Below are 20,027 nucleotides of genomic sequence, written 5' to 3'. Positions count from 1 at the left end.
AGTTGAAATCGTAGGTATCAAAGATACGGTTAAGACAACTGTAACTGGCGTTGAGATGTTCCGTAAACTTCTTGACGAAGGCCGTGCTGGTGAGAACTGTGGTATCTTACTTCGTGGTACTAAGCGTGAAGACGTACAACGTGGTCAAGTACTTGCTAAACCAGGTACAATCAAGCCGCACACTAAATTCGATGCAGAAGTATACGTACTTTCTAAAGAAGAAGGTGGTCGTCACACTCCATTCCTTAACGGTTACCGTCCACAGTTCTACTTCCGTACAACTGACGTAACTGGCGCGATCAAATTACAAGATGGCGTTGAAATGGTTATGCCTGGTGACAACGTAGAAATGTCAGTAGAGTTAATCCACCCGATCGCAATGGACCCAGGTCTACGTTTTGCGATCCGTGAAGGTGGTCGTACTGTAGGCGCTGGTGTTGTTGCTAAAGTAACTGCATAATCGCTTAGAGTGATAAAAAAACACCCCTTTGGGGTGTTTTTTTTATTGGAAAAAATATGAATACATTAAAATCTATACCCAATAAGAAAATAACCTATTGTTTACGTGTAGTTTATTTCGTTTTATTTACATGTTCTATTAATATAATGATCATGTTGCCCATCACTTTTTGTAAATCATATCAATGGCTTGAAACATACTTTTTATTTTTCATCATATTGTCTTTTGGATTAAGTACTTTGATTTGGTGGTATGTCTTTAAAGTTGTAAGCGCAAGAATCCTCTTTAAGAACCAAATTTGCAGCTACTCAATTGATGATTTTGGATTTCATTATCATTTATTCAGTGGAAGGAAAAGATCAATTTTATTCAGTCAACTAAGTCATGATTCAAATAGATCACATCCTGATATTTATCTTGTTAATTATTCCAACTTACCAATTTCGCTTTATGTTTATCTCAATACTGCAAATACAAATAAAGTTATCGTCGAACAATTATATTTTCAATTAGGTGGATTTCTTGGCGAATATATAATTAAAAACTCACATGAACTTGCTTGTGAGTTCTTTAAGCGCGTACGTCAACAGCGACCTGATATTACAGTCTCTCCTGAGATTTACTATCAACTTAATATACATCCCGAACATTTCAATTTTGATCACGATGTTGAACATCTGAAAAAGAGGAATAGAAGGTGGGTATTTGGAATAGTGACTATATTTTTGATTGGTGTTTGTTTATTTATATACCATCAGTATCGTTTTATACACGGAGGTTAGATTGTCTGATAATTTTCGCTAAAAGCTGTCCTAAACTGATAGCACGCTGTCCCAAACTGCACTTAATTGATTCGCATAAAAACGTAATATAAAACTCAAGAAAACGAACAAAAGTGCTCAGTGGAGATATTCCACTGAAAAGGAGTAGGCAGCATGAATGCTAAAGTAAATGTTTCGAATCGTGCAGGTGCAAGTTTCCCAGTACGTCGTATGAATTTTGATTTTAATGAAGTTCCTGAATATTGGGTCAGTGGTTCTGCCGGTTTAACTCACTTTATGACAGGCTTATCTGCATTGTTTCCAGATGGTGAAAAACTATTTATCGACTCAGTGCGTGCTGTACGTTATCACCCAGCGATTAAAGACAATGAAAAACTGCAAAAAGAAATCAGTGCTTTTATTGGTCAAGAGGCGATGCACACGCAAGAGCATGTGAACTTTAATGCTTCCGCTCAGAAATATGGGCATGATGTTGAAACATTGGAAAGAAGAACTGGCGTTGTGATTCAAACGGGTCGTAAACTATTTGCTAAATTGGTCAAGCCCTTTGGTATGACACAAGAAATGGTGGATTTGACGGCAACGACAGCACTTGAACACTTTACTGCGACCATTGCTTCAGAATTATTGCGTAACCCGCATATTCAAGCATTGATGCAAGACAAGACCATGGAATATATGTGGTTATGGCATGCGGTAGAAGAAAATGAGCATAAAGCAGTTGCTTATGATGTATATGAGGAAATTTTTGGTCGTGGCGTAAAAGCATACGCATTACGTAATACTGCACTGGTTGTTTCGATGGTTGCAATTTTCCTCACTCAATCTTCATTTGTCTTAAAGCTCTTGAAAGATGATGGAAAATTAAACCTGAAAGAATTGGGTATGATTTATCAATATGCCTATAGTCCATCGAAAGGAATTATCTCTGGAATGGCGGGTGAAATGTTGGCGTACTTTAAGCCTGGTTTCCATCCAAATGATTTAGATACCGTACAGTTGTTGCAAGATTGGAAGGCAAAATTGGGTCTGTAAACGTTCTTTATTCTGACCTGGTTACTCCTGAAAAGGGACAATAAATATTGTCCCTTTTTTATTTTAATCGTTCATTTCATACATAATTTTCAACGTGATGACATGTCCTAAGATGATGCTTTTCTGACCTTATTTGCACTTATTCGATGCACTGAAAAGGGCGTATAAAAGAAGTATCAACGATGGTTTATGCAGAATATTCACGGATAGGAGAACAAGGTATGAATGCTAAAGTCAATATTTCAAACCGAGCTGGCGCCAGTTTCCCTGTACGCCGAATGGATTTTGAATTTGGTGAGGTGCCACGTTATTGGGCCAATGGTGATGCTGCTTTAACTCATTTTATGACTGCGCTTTCAGCACTGTTTCCAGAAGGTGAGCAATTCTTTGTGAACAGTACTCGTGCAGTACGAAATGATCCCAAACTTGCAGATGAGCGACTTCAGAAAGAGATCAGTGCATTTATTGGTCAAGAAGCCATGCATTCCAAAGAACATCTTGCATTTAATGCTTCAGCACAGGCCTATGGTTATGCTGTGCGTGAAATGGAAGGGCAAACAGGTCGTTTAATCAATCGTACCGTTGGTGTTGCTTCAAAAATCCTTAAACCTTTTGGTTTTAGTAAAGAGATGATCGGACTTACTGGGACCTGTGCATTAGAACATTTTACCTCAACCATTGCAGAAGAGTTGTTAAGCAATCCAGACATCCAAGCGATGTTTATGGATCAAACCATGTACCATTTATGGATGTGGCATGCGGTTGAAGAAAATGAACATAAGGCGGTCGCTTTTGATGTGTATGAAGCCATGTATGGTCAAGGTCCTAAAGCCTATTTTATGCGTTCACTGGCTCTGGTCATTGCAATGGGTCTCATCTTTATTACCCAATCTTATTTCACCGCAAAACTTCTACAAACTGATGGCAAGCTGACATGGCGTGATACCAAATACATGATCAAATTTATGTATGGTTATAAAGGATTTATGACCCGTCAAATCCCGACCTTATTAGATTTTTTAAGGCCGAAGTTTCATCCAAATGATCAGGATACGACTGAGTTGCTGAATAAATGGCGTGCTGAATTAGGTTTTAATTTGAGTTAACTTCAACGGGCAGTCAAAACTGCCCATTTTTTTATTCAAATTTTGCTTTAAATTGCGGATAATCTGCAGCAGTATTTTATAGAGTGATAGATCGTGATTCGATTGATGCAGGAAAGCGATTTGGATAGTGTTGCTGCAATTGAGCGCTTGGTGCAAACCCATCCTTGGAGTAAACAACAGTTTCAGGAATCTTTAGCCTCGTATCAATGCACGGTTTATGAACAAGCTAATCAGGTCGTAGGATTTTGTATTCTGCAGCCGGTCTTGGATGAAGCAAATTTATTATTAATGGCGATTCACCCGAGTCAACAAGGGCGGGGACTCGGTTATACGTTATTGGATGACTCCATTCAGCAATTAAAAAATAATCCGATCCAGATTTTTTTAGAAGTGCGTGAAAGTAATACTGCTGCCATTGGTTTGTATGAAAAAACAGGTTTTCATCAAATTGACTTACGTAAGAATTATTATCCAAACCCTGATGGCTCGAGAGAGCATGCCGTGATTATGGTCAAGACATGCACGGATGATTTTGCAGCGTTATTTAATAATTAAATTGTTCCACTCGGAAGGCAGTGTACTCATCAATGAATTGCCGAGCTGATGGATTTCATGGTCTGAAAGTGGGCGATTGAGGCGACGCCATTGTCCATCGAGCAATAATTCCAGTGGCGTATATTGCGATTTATAATTCATTTTGGATGAATGTGGTACCCAATAACCGAGGTAAAGATAGTCTAGATTTAGGGTACGTACATACTCGATTTGTTTGAGAATGGCAAAAACGCCGAGTGAGCGACGTTGTTCATCTGGATCAAAGAAGGTATAGACTGCTGAAAGTCCATCATCCATTAAGTCGCAGGTTGAAACAGCAATCAGTTTTTGATCTTTCCATAATTCGATAAAGAAGCTTTCTGTGCAGCTATGCACCAGAAATTTTTCAAACTGGTCTAGGCTGGCTGGGTACATATCGCCATCTGCATGACGTTCATTGATATAACGTTCGTACAGATCATAATGCTGCTGAGTTGCTTGCGATGTTGGCAAAATACTCATTTGCAAATCTTGATTGCGTTTCCATGCCTTTTTTTGGCTGCTGTTCATTTTAAATTCTTGAACAGGAACACGACAGGATAAACACTGGCGACACAGATGACATTCAGGGCGGTAGACAAAATCGCCACTACGACGAAACCCGACACGAGAAAGTTCTGACAAGGTCACCACATCAATACGGTGAATTGGATCTAAAAACACCATCCGCGCCGATTTGTTATCAAGATAACTACAATCGTGTGGCGGCGTAATATAGTACTGTAAGTCATTTAAAAGGGACTTGGGTTGATATGATTTCATTAATCTGTCCCTCCAAGGTGCTAATCCGTTAACCGTCTAATTTTGCAAAAACTGCTATTGTTTTACTTGAAAATACACGTTCTTGATAACTTTTCCAATTGATAGAGGGGGCAATAATTACATCTTGTAACGATTTAAGATAGTCTTGGCGAGAAAGTGTACGTGCACCAAGGCTTAAAAGATGATCATTGACCAATTGACAGTCAATCCATGGCAACTGATTTTCCTGTCCAATCAGCATTAGGGTATAAAAAGCCATCTTGGAAACATCGGTTTCGGTACTAAACATCGACTCCCCAAAGCAGCCTTTACCAATACTGACACCATAGAGTCCGCCAACCAATTTATCCTGCTGCCAGACTTCAACACTGTACGCATATCCTGCTTGGAATAATGCACAATAGCCTTCGATGATATCTTCACTGATCCATGTTTCATTGGCATAGCTTCGAGGCAATGAACAAGAACGAATCACATCTTCAAAGGCACGGTTAATGGTAATTCGATAATCATGTTTCTTCATATTCCGAAGCAAGGATTTACTCGGTTTGTAAGCATGTGGTTCGATAATGCAACGGGGTTCAGGACTCCACCAACAAATCGGTTCATCTTCATTGAACCATGGAAATAATCCATGCGTATAGGCTTCGAATAAGGTAGAAGGGTGAAGGTCGGCGCCAATACAGATAAATCCTTGTCCTTCAGGATCGGCTTCGATTGGATTGGGAAAAATATAGTGTGAGGGTGGGAGTTGTTGCATAGTGGAAGAAATCAATCAGACTCATTCTAAGCTAACTGAAGTTATCGGGAATGGCAATCTTTGTCGTTGCCATTCCCAAAACAGCTTTAACTAAATAAGCGCAGCTGTTTCGCAATCTGTAGTTTTTTGCTGTCCAAGAAAATTTGTGCTTTACCTTGAATAATTTCAAGACTTTTTTCTTGGTCAGAGACGGTTTTGCCATCTTTATCTAAGACCAACCAATTGAGTTGGCTGATTGCATCTTGTACATATTGTGCAAATTCACTTGCTGACTCTAAACCATCAATAAAATGTGCGCGATAGAACAATTGATGGAAATGTTCCGTCGGGATGCCAATACCAGTAATTGGGCTGATCAGCACATTATAGTTCTGGTGAAAACTGGCTTGTTTGAGTAAATAATGGTTCAGGCGCTGACATTGCTCTAGTGTCTGTTGTTTGGGTTCCAAGCTTTGGCAAGGTTGTGCCAAGCCTAAATGCGATAAAATCACCAGGGCATTGAGGATTTTTGCATAGCTTAATGTCGGTAAGCTTTGTTCAAGTTCAGCAACGGTCAGTGCCTGATAGTTTTCCTGTGCGAACTTATCACCAATCGGTTGGTAAATTTCCTCAATTAAATTGAAGGTGCCTAACAGTCCACTGATACTGGTTGGGAGTTGCTCTTTGGCGGTGAGCAATACAAAAGCAGTTTTACGTAGTCGTTCTTGTACTTGTAGTGGGGTGAGGTTGTTTTTACCTCGAATAAATAAATCACGTCTAAATTGGGTGTTGGCAAAATAGTCGCGACATTGTTCTTTAAAAATAGGGTGTTCAATTTCATTCAAAAAAGCTTGATGCTGTTCTGAAAAATTAATGTTATCGAGATGAGTACTTAAATCGGTAGAACCCGCATAGGATAACTTGATTTCATCCAGAATACGGACAATTTGCTGGAAAGAAAAACATTGCCAATCTTGATTCAGATATTCGTGAATCAAATAATTCGGATTTTGCTGTTTTAAATCAGCGACTTTTTGTACGGCATTGGGATTACGTTGCGCAAAAATTGGATTCTGTTTAAGTAGATCTTCACTGAAGGTGAGGGCCTCATTGACCTTTTGCAGTGGATTGGTACTTTTACTGTTGAATTTAAAGTGGCTATGGAACAACTCGCGAATTGGCATATTGGCTGCCCAACCAGTAACGCAGTTATAGCTGATATAGACAATCCCGTTGGGTTTTAGGAATTTTCGGATAAATTTGAGAATAATGTACTGATTTTCATAACTAATCCAGCTCCAGATACCATGCAGACTGATGGAGTCAAACATGGGGAGGTCAGAACGATTCAACAACTCTTCAAAACTGTCATCATAGAAATAATGTTCGGTCTGACTCTGTTCAGCCAGTTGATTGGCATGTGCGGCATGGGCAGGGTTAAAGTCCGTCCCGTGAAATGCCGCTTCATTACAGGTCGCATGAATATTGATACTCACACCTTGTCCAAAACCAAGTTCGCAATGATGGTGATTTTCCTGAAAGTCAGGACTATCGATACCATTTAAAAGTAAGCAAAACTTTTGGAAATTCGGGCTGAGGTCTCGATAATAACCGTAGGTATAATTTACTTCTGTTTGGTAGCCATTCGTCCAGGTCGTTGTCATTGAAATATCCTATAGACTGATCGTTGATGTGTTTAAAAAGTCGTCATTTTTTGATTGTATGGATACTGGCAAAAAAAAACCACCAAAGATTGGTGGTTTCCTAATATTGGCCTAATTAGTTTAAATTATCGAGATATTTCTCTGCATCTAAGGCTGCCATACAGCCTGAACCTGCTGAAGTAATGGCTTGGCGGTAGATACTATCTGCGACATCACCTGCAGCAAATACACCTTCTACAGAGGCAGCAGTGGCGTTGCCCGCAGTGCCACTATGCACTTGGATATAGCCATCACGTAGATTCAATTGACCATCAAACATGCCTGTATTTGGCTTATGTCCGATTGCAACAAACAAGCCTTGAACTTGAATGTCTTGAGTGCTTGCATCTTGTGTTGATTGGATACGAACTGCAGTTACACCAGTTTTATCACCCAAGACTTCATCCACTTGATGGTTCCAGATAATACTGATTTTGCCTTCTTTTTCTTTGGCAAAAAGATGATCTTGCAAAATCTTTTCAGAACGTAAGCTGTCACGACGGTGAACAAGGGTCACATGCGCTGCAATATTAGAAAGATAAAGTGCTTCTTCAACTGCAGTGTTACCACCACCCACCACCATGACATTTTGGTTCTTATAGAAGAAACCATCACAGGTTGCACATGCGCTCACGCCTTGGCCCATAAATGCAGCTTCAGATTCAAGCCCTAAATATTGTGCAGTTGCACCTGTTGCAATAATCAACGCATCACATGTGTACTCTTCCATATCGCCTTTGAGAACGAATGGACGAGTATTCAGGTCTACTTCATTGATGTGATCGTAGACGATTTCTGTGCCGAAACGTTCTGCATGTGCTTGCATACGTTCCATAAGCACAGGACCGGTTAATCCTTCTGGGTCACCTGGCCAGTTGTCAACTTCAGTGGTCGTTGTTAATTGACCACCGAGTTGCAAACCTGCAATCAGTGTTGGCTTGAGGTTAGCACGAGCTGCATATACTGCTGCGCTATAGCCTGCAGGACCAGAACCCAAAATAATTAATCGTGAGTGACGAGCGCTCATTAAAGAACATCCTTTTTATATCAAAACTGCTAAAATTATACGTGAATCCAGCGGGGAGTGGTTTAAATCCATCGGGATAATATTGATTAACTCAATCGAATTGAGCTATATCCGAGCAGGATGTTAACAACAACAGTAAACAATCGTGCATCTTTTTTGTAAGAACGAGTGCATAATATAAAACTTATTGATTAAGGTAATTTAGACCTTAAAAGATACCAACAAATAACGAATCGGGTTACAGGACTGTATATGACTGCGGTGTCAAGTGTTTATGCACAACGCTTTTTAATGACATTATTTTTGATTTCTTTTGGCATTTATTTATTTCTTGCCACAGTAACCTATACACCGTTTGATCCGGGTTGGATGCACATTTCCAGTGATACCCAGCAGGTTTCAAACGCCAGCGGTGTAGCAGGCGCTTGGATCGCAGATTTACTGTTCGGTTTCTTGGGATGGGCAAGCTTGCTGATTCCTTTATTTTTGTTTATTGAAGCCATTCAAGTCTGGTGGCCAAGAAGCTTTCTTAACCGTCCATTTCGTTATGCTGCCCAGTTTTTCTTGATCCTGTCCATTTCCAGCCTCTTATATCTGCACTGGAATACACCAGCAGATACCTTGGACAATGCGGCTGGAGGAATCATTGGTTATGAATTGGGACAGAGCTTATCGCAATTACTGACCATTTATGGCGCAACCTTGTTCCTACTTGCATTCAGTATCTTATTACTGACCTTAGCTTTTGGGATTCAGTGGAACAAGACCTGGGCTACATTGAAAAATACGCCTGCTTATTTACAAGATTTATTTTATAAAAATGTACCTCAGCATGAGTCTGCGTATGACCTGACTGAGCAATTGGCAGCCGCTGATACACCAGCAATTAAGAATAAACCCCAAAAAGCGTCTGAACCAACGTCTGAAACCGAAGAAGCTAAAACCAATCAGGTTCAGGCAAAACTGATTAAAATTGATGATTCTCATCATCAGTTGATGGCAGAAAAACTGTTCGCTGATGTGGTTGCGAAAGAACAGCAACAAAGTACTCAACCCGCACCAGCGGAACAACTTGAAGATTTTGAGCAAACCTTACAGCGCGCGCATCAATTTGAAAATGAAAGCCAGCGTTTGGTGCAAACTGGTGAAGTGTGGCGTGCATTGCAACGCGATGATGCAAGTCATAAGCAAGAGATTGATGCCTTATTAAGAGCGGCGGATGATTCTGCCAATGCGGCTCATCCCTATGCAGCGCCTACTGCACATGTTGCAACGCAGACGACCAACCACAGTAATTTAGATTGGAATGATGACCAAATCTTTGATGAGTTATTGGCTGCTGTTCCAAATAGTAAGACGGCGACAGACTTACATACCCCATTTACCCAAGAGCCTCAGGCACATTCTGCCCCTCAGGTTACTGAGGTCGAATTTGAAGCAGATATCGAAGCATTGATTAATGAATCTGCAAGACCAGCAGCTGTACAGCCTGAGACTGCACCGATTCAAAATGTAATACATCCTATCCAAGAGGATGTTCATCGCATCACTGGGCAGCAAGCAGACGATTTTAGCGATCTTATGGTTGAAGAAGAGCCTAAACAAGTGCCTGCTCGAAGCACAAGTTATGCGCAATCCTCTGCTTTTGTAAAAGCACCGATTGAGGTTTCAGCGGCGCCGAAAGAAACCCTGTCTAAAGAAGCCTTTCTCGAAGCATGGCAAGAAACGGCAGGTAAAGCTGATCCAGATGTGGATTTAGATATTGAAGATGATTTTGATCTGGATGCGCCGTTAACAGATGCATTTGGTCGTCCGATGTCACGTGCCATGCAAGTTGCGCAAAAACGCCGTGATCTACCGACTTTACCAGGTCTGGAATTGCTGGATGAAGTTGATCCAAACAAAAAGGTCAATTTTACCGCTGAGCAACTCGCACGTCTTTCTGAGCTTTTAGAGATTAAACTACAAGAGTTTAATGTGAAGGCTCAGGTGGTCGAAGCCCAGCCAGGACCCGTCGTAACACGCTTTGAACTGGATCTTGCACCAGGTGTAAAAGCCTCTAAAGTGACCAACATTTCACGCGATCTAGCACGTTCAATGTCGATGGCATCTGTCCGTGTGGTTGAAGTGATTGCAGGAAAACCATATATCGGAATTGAAGTGCCGAATAGTAGCCGTGAAATGGTACGGTTGATTGAGTTATTGAAAACGCCAGCTTTTGAAGACCCTGCGGGTTTGCTCTCTATGGCGATGGGTAAAGATATCTCAGGTAATCCTGTCATTACTGACCTCGGTAAAGCGCCACATATGCTGGTTGCGGGGACCACAGGTTCTGGTAAGTCGGTTGCCGTGAACTCGATGATCCTTTCGATGTTATTGAAGTACACACCTGATCAGTTACGTTTGATTCTGATCGATCCGAAACAGCTCGAATTGGCTAACTATAACGATATTCCACACTTATTAACGCCTGTAGTCACTGACATGAAAGATGCGGTCAGTGCTTTAAACTGGTGTGTCAATGAGATGGAACGCCGTTATAAATTGATGTCCTTCTTGAAAATTCGTAAGTTGAGCGACTATAACCGTAAGGTCGAAGAAGCGATTGCCAATGGTGAAGACCTTATTGATCCAACATGGAAAGCCAGTGATTCGGTTGTCGGTGAGCGTGCACCGCGTTTGACGCCGTTACCGTCGATTGTGATTGTTGCGGATGAGTTTGCTGACATGATCATGCAGGTCGGTAAAAAAGCGGAAGAAATGATTACCCGTTTGGCACAGAAATCGCGTGCCGCAGGGATTCACTTACTGCTTGCAACACAACGTCCTTCGGTTGACGTGATTACAGGTTTGATTAAAGCCAATATTCCAACCCGTGTTGCATTGCGCGTAAACAGTAAAATTGACTCACGTACAATCCTTGATGCAGGTGGCGCAGAAGACTTGCTCGGTCATGGTGATATGTTGTTCTTAGGGCCTGGTAAAATCGAGCCTGAGCGTGTGCATGGTGCCTTTATTAGCGATGATGAAGTGAACCGTATTTGTGATGCTTGGCGTGAACGTGGTGAGCCGGATTATGTTGATGAAATCCTGACGCCATTTGATGAAGAGCCAAGCTCACGTGGTTTTGAAGATGGTGATGGTGATCCAAGTCGTGATGCGCTGTACGATCAATGTGTATCGTTCGTTTTAGAGACACGTAAAGCATCGACCTCATCGCTACAACGTAAATTTAGCTTAGGTTATAACCGTGCGGCGCGCATTATCGACCAAATGGAAGAGAATGGCATTGTCAGCTCAATGGGTGCCAATGGTAAGCGGGATATTCTGGTTTAGAAATTATCTGCTAAAAAAAGCCTCTATTGATAGAGGCTTTTTTATTGATTAATCTTTAGGTTAGGGCAAACGATATTACTTTATGCTGATCCCATCAATAGGCCCGCGAGTACTAATAGCCACAATAGTGAGCCAATAATAATGACAACCACATGTGCAGTACTAAACTTTTCTTGGATTAGGCTATTAACTTCATCAGACTGTGTTTTGGCATAGTTAAATGCAACAAAAGCAGGAATCATGAAAATAAAATTGAATAGGCTAATCAACCAATAAGGATCAGGCAGATTACAGGCAAATGTTATGAGTAGATAGCCAACAAACATCCATGCTGCTGAGAATGATCGCGTATAGCCATTTTCTTGGGCATAGCTTTGAATCTTATTAAACAGCGAATATAAGAAGAAGATTGAAAAAATGGCACGCACGGCAGGCATAATTTTTAAATTATCTTTGATTGCAAAAAATCGCCATGCTTTAAACATCCACCAAATTTGATATAAACCAAAAGAAATGATGGATAAGACGATAAACTTCTTCATGCTGATAATTTTCAGATCAGCAAGGTGGTGTTTTATTGGTGGGGCTTCAATTAAATCAGTGTCTGAGTTTGTCATTGTCTTTCTTGGAAAATAGGTTGCTGAAAATAGAATTGTTTTGGTCTTATTTTAATAAATTGAAAAATAGTTAGATGGCAGTCTTTAGATGATGCCACATAATTGAAAGTCTGAGTATAAGTAGTACAGATACATTATGTGGCTTTATTCGAGAAGTACTTAAGCAAATTTTGCTAAAACTTCTAAGAAGCCATCTTTTTGACGTGGGAATTGAGCAATCACATCATGAATGCGCTGTCCTTCAGGGTTGGTTGCATTCAAGTCACGACCATCTGCCAAAAACTGGGTAATCAAGCGCTCATAGTCATTTGGGCGCATATGTTTGAATGCATGATAAAGCACATGAAAGTCAGCATTTACGCCAGTTGGAGGAAGTTGGTTAAGGTAGGCAAACACACGCTCATCTGACCATTCTTCATTGAAAGTTGCTGGCTGTGATAATGCCATGACAATCTCCTCAGTCTTATAAAATAATAAAGGCAAAATCCTTGAAGTGGGGGAAAGCCATGCTTTCCAATTCCACTCGCGTATTTTGCCTTTATTTGCGAAAAATCGCTAATGAAAAAACTGCTATCGATCTTCAGGTAAATTGATATTCATTTCTAACATTTCGATATTTGCTTCTGAACGAACTTGCATTTGAATATGCTGTTCATCCACACCACGAACATAACGACTCACCACCTGCATGATTTCTTTTTTCATTTGGTCGATTTTGTCTTGGCCTAGGCGACGACCTAAACCTTGTTCAGAGGCAACAATCACCTTTAAACGATCTTTGGCAGTTTGTGCACTTGATGGTTTTTCATCACTGCTAAAAAGTTTACTCCAGAATCCTGCCATAATTACGCTCCAAATAGTCTAGCTAACCAACCTTTTGGCTGTACTGCAATGTGTCGATAAGGACGGTCTTCACCAAGGAAGCGAGCCACTAAGTCATCATAGGCTTGACCTGCTTTTTCTTCTGCATACAGAATCACTGGCTTACCTTCGTTTGATGCTTGAAGTACGCTTGGACACTCAGGAATGACGCCCAATGTCGGCACTCGTAAAATATCTTTAGAAATATCGTCAATCGTAAGCATTTCTTGACGATCAGCACGTTCAGGGTTGAAACGCGTGATACATAGATGCTTACGAATACGACCTTCGTTTTGTTCAACTTTCTTGGTCTTGCTATCGAGCATGCCAATAATACGGTCTGAGTCACGAACCGATGAGATTTCAGGGTTGGTAACAATGATGGCTTCATCAGCATGATACATTGCTAAAATCGCACCGCGCTCAATACCGGCTGGTGAGTCACAGATGATGTAATCGAACTCTTGAGAAAGTTCATCAATCACACGTGCAACACCTTCATCGCTCAAGGCATCTTTATCACGGGTTTGTGATGCAGGGAGAATGTACAAGTTTTCAATATCTTTATCACGGATCAGCGCTTGTTGTAAGCGTGCTTCATTATTAATGACATTGACGAAATCATAAACAACGCGGCGTTCGCAGCCCATGATCAAATCTAGATTACGTAAACCTACATCGAAATCAATCACAACAGTTTTATGACCACGTAGGGCTAAACCTGTTGCAAAAGATGCGCTTGTTGTAGTTTTACCTACACCACCTTTGCCTGACGTTACGACAACAATTTTGGCCACCGAATCCACTCCTATTTATGGTCATACGCCCCTAAAAGGGCTTATTTGGTGCTTTAAAACTCAATTCAATAAATTAAAACTGCAAGGCTTCAAATTCAAGTTCTTGCTTGTTATTTAAATAAATATGTACAGGCTTTTTGATCATATCTTTGGGAATATCATCTGCTACACAATAGGTTCCTGCAATCGAGATTAATTCTGCTTCTAAAGAGTGACAGAAAATACGTGCTGCAGCTTGCCCACCTGCACCTGCAATGACTCTACCACGAGCATTGCCATAAATGTGAATATTTCCAGAAGCAATCACTTCTGATCCACTATTCATGCCCGCATTTAGGATAATATCGCCTTGATCTTGGACCAAACATTGGCCTGTCCGCAAAATCTCATCATGATAAGAGGTGATATATGCATTCGATGTGTTTTTTTGTGGTGTTTGTATTGCAGCATTATCCGCTGTTTTTACAGGAGCATGATCAACCACTTGTTCTTTAGATGCCTTGATGCGCTGTAAGGGCTGATCGGCAGGTAGAACAGGGAATTGGATCGCCCGAGCTTCATCACCCAAAATGCCATCAATGACGGCCATCGGTTGTAAACCTAAATCAATTAAAAGCTGAATTAACGCAATCAGCTCTTGTTCTACGGTACTGTCAATAATGACGAGTGTACCAACATAAGAACCTTCATTCAGTGTACTACTCAGTTGCTGTCGGATTGCATTATGGTCATTAGTGTCAAAAGTCAGACGACTAAAATTCACCATTCTGCCCGTAATCCGTATATCAGCCATAATTTATCCTTCAGGGCTTTTTAAGCGCTCTATTGTGTTGAAGCGTGTTGTAAATAAAAGCAAATGCTAGAACAAATTACACGAATTCTCTAGCTTGATTGGTAATTTTTCTTGTAATCATTCTGCTTTTTTATCCAATTGATCAGATTCTTGCAAAGTTTGCTGCCATTGTTTGACTTTGACCTGTTTACGAATCGCTTCAAGGCTTTCAAATACGACGGATTCGACCAATTCTTCTAGGTAGTGATTGTCAATATTTAGCTCACTGACCTGTTGTGCAATATATTGATAATTTTCATTCGGTCTTTGTGCTGAACCAGAAGTAAATGGTTCAATTAAACCTGCACTGATGTTTTCACCTAAGCGTTGTCCGATACTTTGTATTTGTTGTTCGATACGTCCACCCACAATCGGGATCAGGCGCAACAATTGGGTGAGCTCAGGGGTATCTTCAATGGCTTGATTGACAATAATACCGACTTTTTGAGTGATCACGGGTTGCTGTTGTTGTAATGCGGTCGCCAAGGACTCTTGTAACATTGAGCTCAGTGTCACGGTAAAGAGTTGTCGATGATGATCGACCAGATCATGAATAATTTTTTTATGGCTAGAGCTGGTTTGTAATTCGTGTCGAATGCCATCAATCACCGTAATCACAACACGATCAGACAGCTCTTCCATCACCACACGATAATAGAATAGAGCTTTGATACGAATGCCATCGGGGACAACTTTATAACCGAGTTCATGGAGTCGATAAGCGATAATTCCAGCACGGAATAAACGTAAAAAACGTAAATGTGGAATAATGGCTAAGATTTCATACCAGTGAATAAAGGGGAAAAACCACCAACGAGCATGATGCTTTTGTGCAATCGAAATAATCCAGCGCACAACCAGTTCAACAATCAAAAAGATAATGAACCATGCTTCAGTGGTAATCACCCAAGGGTGTAAATGGGTGCGATAAAAATCCAGCACACTGGAGAGATGAATAAAGTTGAAAAACCATGCCCCGATATTACTCATCAGGAAAAAGTTCATACCTAAGCAGAACAAGTTAAAAACAATAATAAACACCATGAAAATGTCATAGACGAGGAACAGCTTGAAAAACACACTGTTCGGATTGACATAGTTATATTTAGAGTTTTGTCCTGAGTCCTGTTGGGTCATGTCTTTACTCAATTCCTGATGAGAATATTAATTATATTTTGCTTTCATTTGTGAAATCAGCTGGTCTTTTTCAGTCCAGATTTGATCGACCCATTTTTGGAAACGTTCACGGTAAACAGGATCATCTTCATAATTGCCACCGAGGACCCAGTCTGGAATTTCTATTTTGCGTAAATCGACGGCGATACGAGAGACATCTCCCAACCAAAACTCACCATAACCAGGTGCACCATCAGGATAGACAATGGTCATATCCACCAAGGCATCAATTTGATCCCCCAGAATATTGAGTGCTAAAGCGAGGCCTCCCGCTTTGGGTTTAAGGAGATTTTGAAATGGGGATTGCTGTGCAGCATGTTTTTCAACAGTAAAGCGGGTGCCTTCTAAATAATTTAATAAGGTAAACGGTTGACTCAGCAACTGCTCACAGGCTTTACGCGCTTCCAGCATGTCTCGTGATTTCAGCTCTGGATTTTTGGCAATTTGTTCTTTGCTATGCCGTTTCATCATTGGGAAGCCCAAAATTTTAAAGGCTTGTCCCACAAAAGGAATAAAAATAAGTTCCCACTTGGTAAAGAAACGGGTGAGGGGCATACGAGTTAAACCAAAATACTGATTCACCGTCGTATCGACCCAACTTTGATGATTACACATCATCAAGTATCGTCCCTGCAAATTCAGATCAAGTTGTTCATCAATACTAATGTCCCATTGTAAATTTGGCAGGACATTGTCAATTAACCAGTTGTTTACCCCTAACCAACTGTTGGTAATTTGAATATTGGTTTCATCCACTTTGGCTGATTTTTTAAATAATTTAGTGAGACCGAGTGCCAGTACGGGAGGACCATGAAAAAAGGTGCTGCCTGTAATCACTGAACTAACGGTTAATCCTTTACTGACTTTTTGCAATAGGGATGCTTTTTTATTAGCGGTAGCCATAAATCGAACCTTGAGTGCATATGTTTGAAAAAAGAGATGTTCCAACTATAAACAACAGATGTTGAAATACAACTGTATATTTTCAGATATTGACATTTTTTATAGATTCAAATGCGTAGATTGGTTTTTATTGGTAAGAGATAGAGACTATATTGTCAAGTTTGCTTGTAAATTGCGCGCTTTTATTTTGTGATGTGAGTCTCACTATGGTTTTATTCTGAGAGAAGCATAACAATGAAGAAATTATGTTGGCGTGATCAAGTAAAATGCATCAAAATATTACAAAACTACTAATAAAGTGTTTATTATTAACAAAAAATCAATGGTCTAGCGCCATTTTCTCATTCATCATTTGTCCAGACAACAAAATACATAGACAGGAGCAACGCAATGCGTGCATTAGTAATTTCAACACTCGTAGGGGCTGGATTGGTACTTTCTGGTTGCCAAACGACTGGTAATAACATCGGTGGCGTTGAATACGATAAATCTGCTTTAGGTGCGTTAATTGGTGCAGCAGCAGGTTACGGTGTATCTAAGGGTAACGCAAATACAAGTAAGCAAAACAACCGTGCTGCAGCAATTGGTGCGGTACTTGGTGCAGCTGGTGGTTTATATCTCGATAACAAAGAGAAAAAATTACGTGAACAAATGGCGGGTACTGGTGTAGAAGTTGGTCGTAACCCAGATGGTTCGGTTCAATTAATCATGCCAGGTAGCATCACGTTTGATACTAACAAATCAAACATCAAACCTAACTTCTACGGTACTTTAAATAAAGTAGCGCAAACTTTAGGTGAAGATAACAAGAGTGCGATCTTAGTAACAGGTTATACAGATAACACGGGTAATGATTCAATCAATATCCCATTATCTCAAGCACGTGCTCAATCAGTGAAAAACTATTTAGCTGGTCAAGGCATTTCTGGTAGCCGTATCGATGCGCAAGGTTTAGGTTCAGCGAACCCAATCGCTTCAAACGCGACTGCTGCTGGTAAAGAGCAAAACCGCCGTGTAGAAATCAGCATTTATGCTAAACAGTAATTTTTACTGATTTCAAAAAAGCCACCTTCGGGTGGTTTTTTTATTGCAGATCAAAATAGGCGACAAGCTACGGCGTGTTATTTGGATAAGGCATCATAATTTATACATATCGCTAGATTTACTATTGGGATTCTAAAACAGAGATGTCTATAATTGTGCTCGAAAAATCAGGCTCGGAAACGAGAGAGGTATAACCATGTCATCTGCCAGTCAACTTAATGACAAGCAACTTGAGGCCATGAAATATGTTCAGGGGCCATTGTTGGTACTTGCAGGTGCAGGTTCAGGCAAAACCTCTGTAATTACCCGAAAAGTTGCCTTTTTAGTGCAGCAGTGTGGTATTCCTGCCTATCGTATTACTGCAATGACTTTTACCAATAAAGCCGCTCGTGAAATGAAAGAGCGTGTCGGAAAACTGCTGTCACGTGAAGAAGCAAAGGGGCTTTCGGTCTCTACTTTCCATACCTTTGGTTTAAATTTACTCCGTCTTGAATTAAAACATTTACCGCTTAAAAACAATTTTTCGATTTTAGATGCCGATGACTGTAAACGAATCTTGATGGATTTGATGCAGCGTGACAATTTATCGGGTGCTGAGAGCAAAGAACTTCTTGCCAAGGCGATGAAGAAAATTTCAGACTGGAAAAATGATCTGATTGTCCCCGAACAAGCACACTCAACTTGTGAAACGGTTGAAGATGTTCAGTTTGCCCACCTATATCAACTCTATGAGCGTAACTTACGTGCCTATAACGCCGTAGACTTTGATGACTTGATCGTGATGCCAACACGTTTGCTTCAGGAAAATGCAGAAGTGCGTGACAAATGGCAGAACCGTGTTCGTTATTTATTGGTGGATGAATATCAAGATACCAACACAGCACAATATACCTTAGTGAAGCTGTTGGTTGGGGTGATGGGGCAGTTTACTGCGGTAGGTGATGATGACCAATCCATCTATGCTTGGCGTGGTGCAAAGCCTGAAAATATGGCTTTGTTAAAAGACGATTTTCATAATCTCAAAGTGATTAAGCTGGAACAGAACTATCGCTCGACCAGTCGTATCTTAAAAGCGGCGAATGCTGTGATTGAAAATAATCCGCATATTTTCGATAAGAAATTGTGGAGTGATAAAGGTCACGGTGAAACCATTCGTGTCATTACCTGTTTGAATGATGATGATGAAGCGGAACGTGTGGTGAAAGACCTGATCACGCATAAACTGATGAATGGTAAAAACTGGAAAGATTATGCGGTGTTGTACCGTGGTAACTTCCAAGCGCGTGTGATTGAAACCCAACTGCGTCAGATGCAAATTCCGTATAAGTTGTCAGGCGGTCAATCCTTCTTCGCACGCGCTGAAATTAAGGATGTGATGAGCTATTTACGTCTCATCATTAACCCAGAAGATGACAGTGCTTTCTTACGTATTATCAATACGCCAAAACGCGCGATTGGTCCAGTCACGTTAGAGAAACTCGGTTTATTTGCCCAAGAAAATACCTTGTCTTTATTAACGGCATCGTCTGATCAGCGTCTAAGTATGGTGTTACCGAAAAAAGCTGCAACACAATTACATGAGTTCGCTGATTTTATCGCGACCTTCACCCGTGAATTGCTTGATGATGATGAGCCGATGCCGAAAGTGCGTCAGATGATCAACGAAGCCGGTTATATCGACTATATCCGTGAGCAGGCAGCGACTCCTGCGCAAGAGAAAACCAAGCTCGACAGTGTCGAAAGTTTATATAGCAGTATTCAAAATTTATTGAATCGTACCGATGATGTCGATGAGAAAAATATTGAAAGCGTGATTCGTAAACTAGTGCTGTTGGATATGCTCGAACAGCAACAGGAAGAAGAAGACACCGATAAAGTGAACTTACTAACCTTGCATGCCGCCAAAGGTTTGGAGTTTCCTTATGTGTATATGATTGGCCTAGAAGAAGAGTTGTTGCCACATAAGAATTCGATTGCATCGGAAACCATCGAAGAAGAACGCCGTTTGATGTATGTAGGCATTACTCGTGCGCGTCAAGGTTTGACCCTGACTTTGGCAGAGCAACGTAAGAATGGCGGGCAAATGCGTCAAATGACGCCAAGCCGCTTCTTGGATGAAATGCCGCAAGATGATCTGGAGTGGCATGGCCGTAAAAAGAAACTGGCGCCGAATGTCGATCCAAAAGAACAAGCTCAGCAATACCTTGCCAATTTAAAAGCATTATTGAAACGTTAAGAAATTGTAAGTAGGAA

Annotated in this window: 19 protein-coding genes; 8 read left to right on the top strand and 11 right to left on the bottom strand. The window is 40.7% G+C overall.

The genetic code is table 11. The features are described from left to right. The 5 genes from NG55_RS06035 to rimI form a co-directional block, all read left to right on the top strand. The coding region (locus NG55_RS06035; protein WP_081408964.1) for an EF-Tu C-terminal domain-related protein at positions 1-460 on the top strand (460 nt) is incomplete at its 5' end. 56 nt (positions 461-516) lie between these two features. Next, positions 517-1,242 (top strand): hypothetical protein, encoded by a 726-nt coding sequence (locus NG55_RS06030; RefSeq protein ID WP_065342679.1) that lies wholly within the window; start codon positions 517-519, stop codon positions 1,240-1,242. 153 nt (positions 1,243-1,395) lie between these two features. Beyond that, positions 1,396-2,277, top strand: a complete 882-nt coding sequence (locus NG55_RS06025; protein WP_065342678.1) for a metal-dependent hydrolase — start codon at positions 1,396-1,398, stop codon at positions 2,275-2,277. A 221-nt stretch (positions 2,278-2,498) separates the two neighbouring features. After that, positions 2,499-3,383 carry a metal-dependent hydrolase gene (locus NG55_RS06020; RefSeq protein WP_023270630.1) on the top strand — a complete coding sequence of 295 codons (885 nt, stop codon included), beginning with the start codon at positions 2,499-2,501 and terminating at the stop codon, positions 3,381-3,383. Positions 3,384-3,476: 93 nt separating this feature from the next. Further along, complete coding sequence (gene rimI, locus NG55_RS06015; protein ID WP_171257924.1) at positions 3,477-3,938, top strand: ribosomal protein S18-alanine N-acetyltransferase; 462 nt, start codon at positions 3,477-3,479, stop codon at positions 3,936-3,938. On the opposite strand, the gene NG55_RS06010 is transcribed toward rimI, so the two are convergent. The 4 genes from NG55_RS06010 to trxB all read right to left on the bottom strand — a co-directional run bounded on the left by NG55_RS06010 (position 3,924) and on the right by trxB (position 8,208). Continuing rightward, the gene (locus NG55_RS06010; protein WP_016541968.1) at positions 3,924-4,739 is read right to left on the bottom strand and encodes an arginyltransferase; all 816 of its coding nucleotides are present in this window, start codon (positions 4,737-4,739) and stop codon (positions 3,924-3,926) included. The genes rimI and NG55_RS06010 overlap by 15 nt on opposite strands. A gap of 28 nt (positions 4,740-4,767) precedes the next feature. Further along, the gene (gene aat, locus NG55_RS06005) at positions 4,768-5,499 is read right to left on the bottom strand and encodes a leucyl/phenylalanyl-tRNA--protein transferase (RefSeq protein ID WP_065342676.1); all 732 of its coding nucleotides are present in this window, start codon (positions 5,497-5,499) and stop codon (positions 4,768-4,770) included. A gap of 86 nt (positions 5,500-5,585) precedes the next feature. Then, complete coding sequence (locus NG55_RS06000; RefSeq protein ID WP_065342675.1) at positions 5,586-7,142, bottom strand: methyltransferase regulatory domain-containing protein; 1,557 nt, start codon at positions 7,140-7,142, stop codon at positions 5,586-5,588. Between the two features lie 115 nt (positions 7,143-7,257). Next, complete coding sequence (gene trxB / locus NG55_RS05995; RefSeq protein ID WP_023270628.1) at positions 7,258-8,208, bottom strand: thioredoxin-disulfide reductase; 951 nt, start codon at positions 8,206-8,208, stop codon at positions 7,258-7,260. Between the two features lie 252 nt (positions 8,209-8,460). On the opposite strand from trxB, the gene NG55_RS05990 reads away from it, so the two are divergent. Continuing rightward, on the top strand, positions 8,461-11,544 hold the full coding sequence (locus tag NG55_RS05990) for a DNA translocase FtsK (protein ID WP_065342674.1): 3,084 nt from the start codon (positions 8,461-8,463) through the stop codon (positions 11,542-11,544). A gap of 80 nt (positions 11,545-11,624) precedes the next feature. Here the strand turns inward: NG55_RS05990 and NG55_RS05985 are convergent, their stop codons facing one another. From NG55_RS05985 to NG55_RS05955, 7 genes are all read right to left on the bottom strand, one after another. Then, positions 11,625-12,161, bottom strand: a complete 537-nt coding sequence (locus NG55_RS05985) for a DUF4234 domain-containing protein (RefSeq protein ID WP_065342673.1) — start codon at positions 12,159-12,161, stop codon at positions 11,625-11,627. 159 nt (positions 12,162-12,320) lie between these two features. Then, on the bottom strand, positions 12,321-12,608 hold the full coding sequence (locus NG55_RS05980) for a PA4642 family protein (RefSeq protein ID WP_005150979.1): 288 nt from the start codon (positions 12,606-12,608) through the stop codon (positions 12,321-12,323). Between the two features lie 123 nt (positions 12,609-12,731). Beyond that, on the bottom strand, positions 12,732-13,004 hold the full coding sequence (minE, locus tag NG55_RS05975; RefSeq protein ID WP_004655180.1) for a cell division topological specificity factor MinE: 273 nt from the start codon (positions 13,002-13,004) through the stop codon (positions 12,732-12,734). 2 nt (positions 13,005-13,006) lie between these two features. After that, positions 13,007-13,819 (bottom strand): septum site-determining protein MinD, encoded by an 813-nt coding sequence (gene minD / locus NG55_RS05970; protein WP_016541963.1) that lies wholly within the window; start codon positions 13,817-13,819, stop codon positions 13,007-13,009. Between the two features lie 73 nt (positions 13,820-13,892). Then, complete coding sequence (gene minC / locus NG55_RS05965; protein WP_004655177.1) at positions 13,893-14,612, bottom strand: septum site-determining protein MinC; 720 nt, start codon at positions 14,610-14,612, stop codon at positions 13,893-13,895. 117 nt (positions 14,613-14,729) lie between these two features. Beyond that, positions 14,730-15,788: a hypothetical protein gene (locus NG55_RS05960; protein WP_016541962.1), complete on the bottom strand. Its 1,059-nt coding sequence runs from the start codon at positions 15,786-15,788 to the stop codon at positions 14,730-14,732. A 27-nt stretch (positions 15,789-15,815) separates the two neighbouring features. Continuing rightward, positions 15,816-16,730: an acyltransferase gene (locus NG55_RS05955; RefSeq protein WP_065342672.1), complete on the bottom strand. Its 915-nt coding sequence runs from the start codon at positions 16,728-16,730 to the stop codon at positions 15,816-15,818. A gap of 390 nt (positions 16,731-17,120) precedes the next feature. Between NG55_RS05955 and NG55_RS05950 the strand changes: the two genes are divergently transcribed. Further along, the gene (locus tag NG55_RS05950) at positions 17,121-17,774 is read left to right on the top strand and encodes a YiaD family glycine zipper/OmpA-like lipoprotein (protein WP_016541960.1); all 654 of its coding nucleotides are present in this window, start codon (positions 17,121-17,123) and stop codon (positions 17,772-17,774) included. A 196-nt stretch (positions 17,775-17,970) separates the two neighbouring features. Continuing rightward, complete coding sequence (gene rep / locus NG55_RS05945) at positions 17,971-20,010, top strand: DNA helicase Rep (RefSeq protein ID WP_016541959.1); 2,040 nt, start codon at positions 17,971-17,973, stop codon at positions 20,008-20,010. The last annotated feature ends 17 nt before the right edge of the window (positions 20,011-20,027 follow it).

The sequence above is a fragment of the Acinetobacter gyllenbergii genome, from assembly GCF_001682515.1.
In the GTDB taxonomy this organism is placed as follows: domain Bacteria; phylum Pseudomonadota; class Gammaproteobacteria; order Pseudomonadales; family Moraxellaceae; genus Acinetobacter; species Acinetobacter gyllenbergii.
The sequence above is the reverse complement of the archived record's forward strand: the minus strand, read 5'-3'. Positions and strand labels throughout refer to the sequence as shown.

Bases quoted from the DNA above. Each gene is read 5' to 3' on its own strand.
- NG55_RS06030 (WP_065342679.1), top strand. From the start codon at position 517: ATGAATACATTAAAATCTATACCCAATAAGAAAATAACCTATTGTTTA.
- NG55_RS06025 (WP_065342678.1), top strand. From the start codon at position 1,396: ATGAATGCTAAAGTAAATGTTTCGAATCGTGCAGGTGCAAGTTTCCCA.
- NG55_RS06020 (WP_023270630.1), top strand. From the start codon at position 2,499: ATGAATGCTAAAGTCAATATTTCAAACCGAGCTGGCGCCAGTTTCCCT.
- NG55_RS06010 (WP_016541968.1), bottom strand. From the start codon at position 4,739: ATGAAATCATATCAACCCAAGTCCCTTTTAAATGACTTACAGTACTAT.
- aat (WP_065342676.1), bottom strand. From the start codon at position 5,499: ATGCAACAACTCCCACCCTCACACTATATTTTTCCCAATCCAATCGAA.
- NG55_RS06000 (WP_065342675.1), bottom strand. From the start codon at position 7,142: ATGACAACGACCTGGACGAATGGCTACCAAACAGAAGTAAATTATACC.
- trxB (WP_023270628.1), bottom strand. From the start codon at position 8,208: ATGAGCGCTCGTCACTCACGATTAATTATTTTGGGTTCTGGTCCTGCA.
- NG55_RS05990 (WP_065342674.1), top strand. From the start codon at position 8,461: ATGACTGCGGTGTCAAGTGTTTATGCACAACGCTTTTTAATGACATTA.
- NG55_RS05985 (WP_065342673.1), bottom strand. From the start codon at position 12,161: ATGACAAACTCAGACACTGATTTAATTGAAGCCCCACCAATAAAACAC.
- NG55_RS05980 (WP_005150979.1), bottom strand. From the start codon at position 12,608: ATGGCATTATCACAGCCAGCAACTTTCAATGAAGAATGGTCAGATGAG.
- minE (WP_004655180.1), bottom strand. From the start codon at position 13,004: ATGGCAGGATTCTGGAGTAAACTTTTTAGCAGTGATGAAAAACCATCA.
- minC (WP_004655177.1), bottom strand. From the start codon at position 14,612: ATGGCTGATATACGGATTACGGGCAGAATGGTGAATTTTAGTCGTCTG.
- NG55_RS05960 (WP_016541962.1), bottom strand. From the start codon at position 15,788: ATGACCCAACAGGACTCAGGACAAAACTCTAAATATAACTATGTCAAT.
- NG55_RS05955 (WP_065342672.1), bottom strand. From the start codon at position 16,730: ATGGCTACCGCTAATAAAAAAGCATCCCTATTGCAAAAAGTCAGTAAA.
- NG55_RS05950 (WP_016541960.1), top strand. From the start codon at position 17,121: ATGCGTGCATTAGTAATTTCAACACTCGTAGGGGCTGGATTGGTACTT.
- rep (WP_016541959.1), top strand. From the start codon at position 17,971: ATGTCATCTGCCAGTCAACTTAATGACAAGCAACTTGAGGCCATGAAA.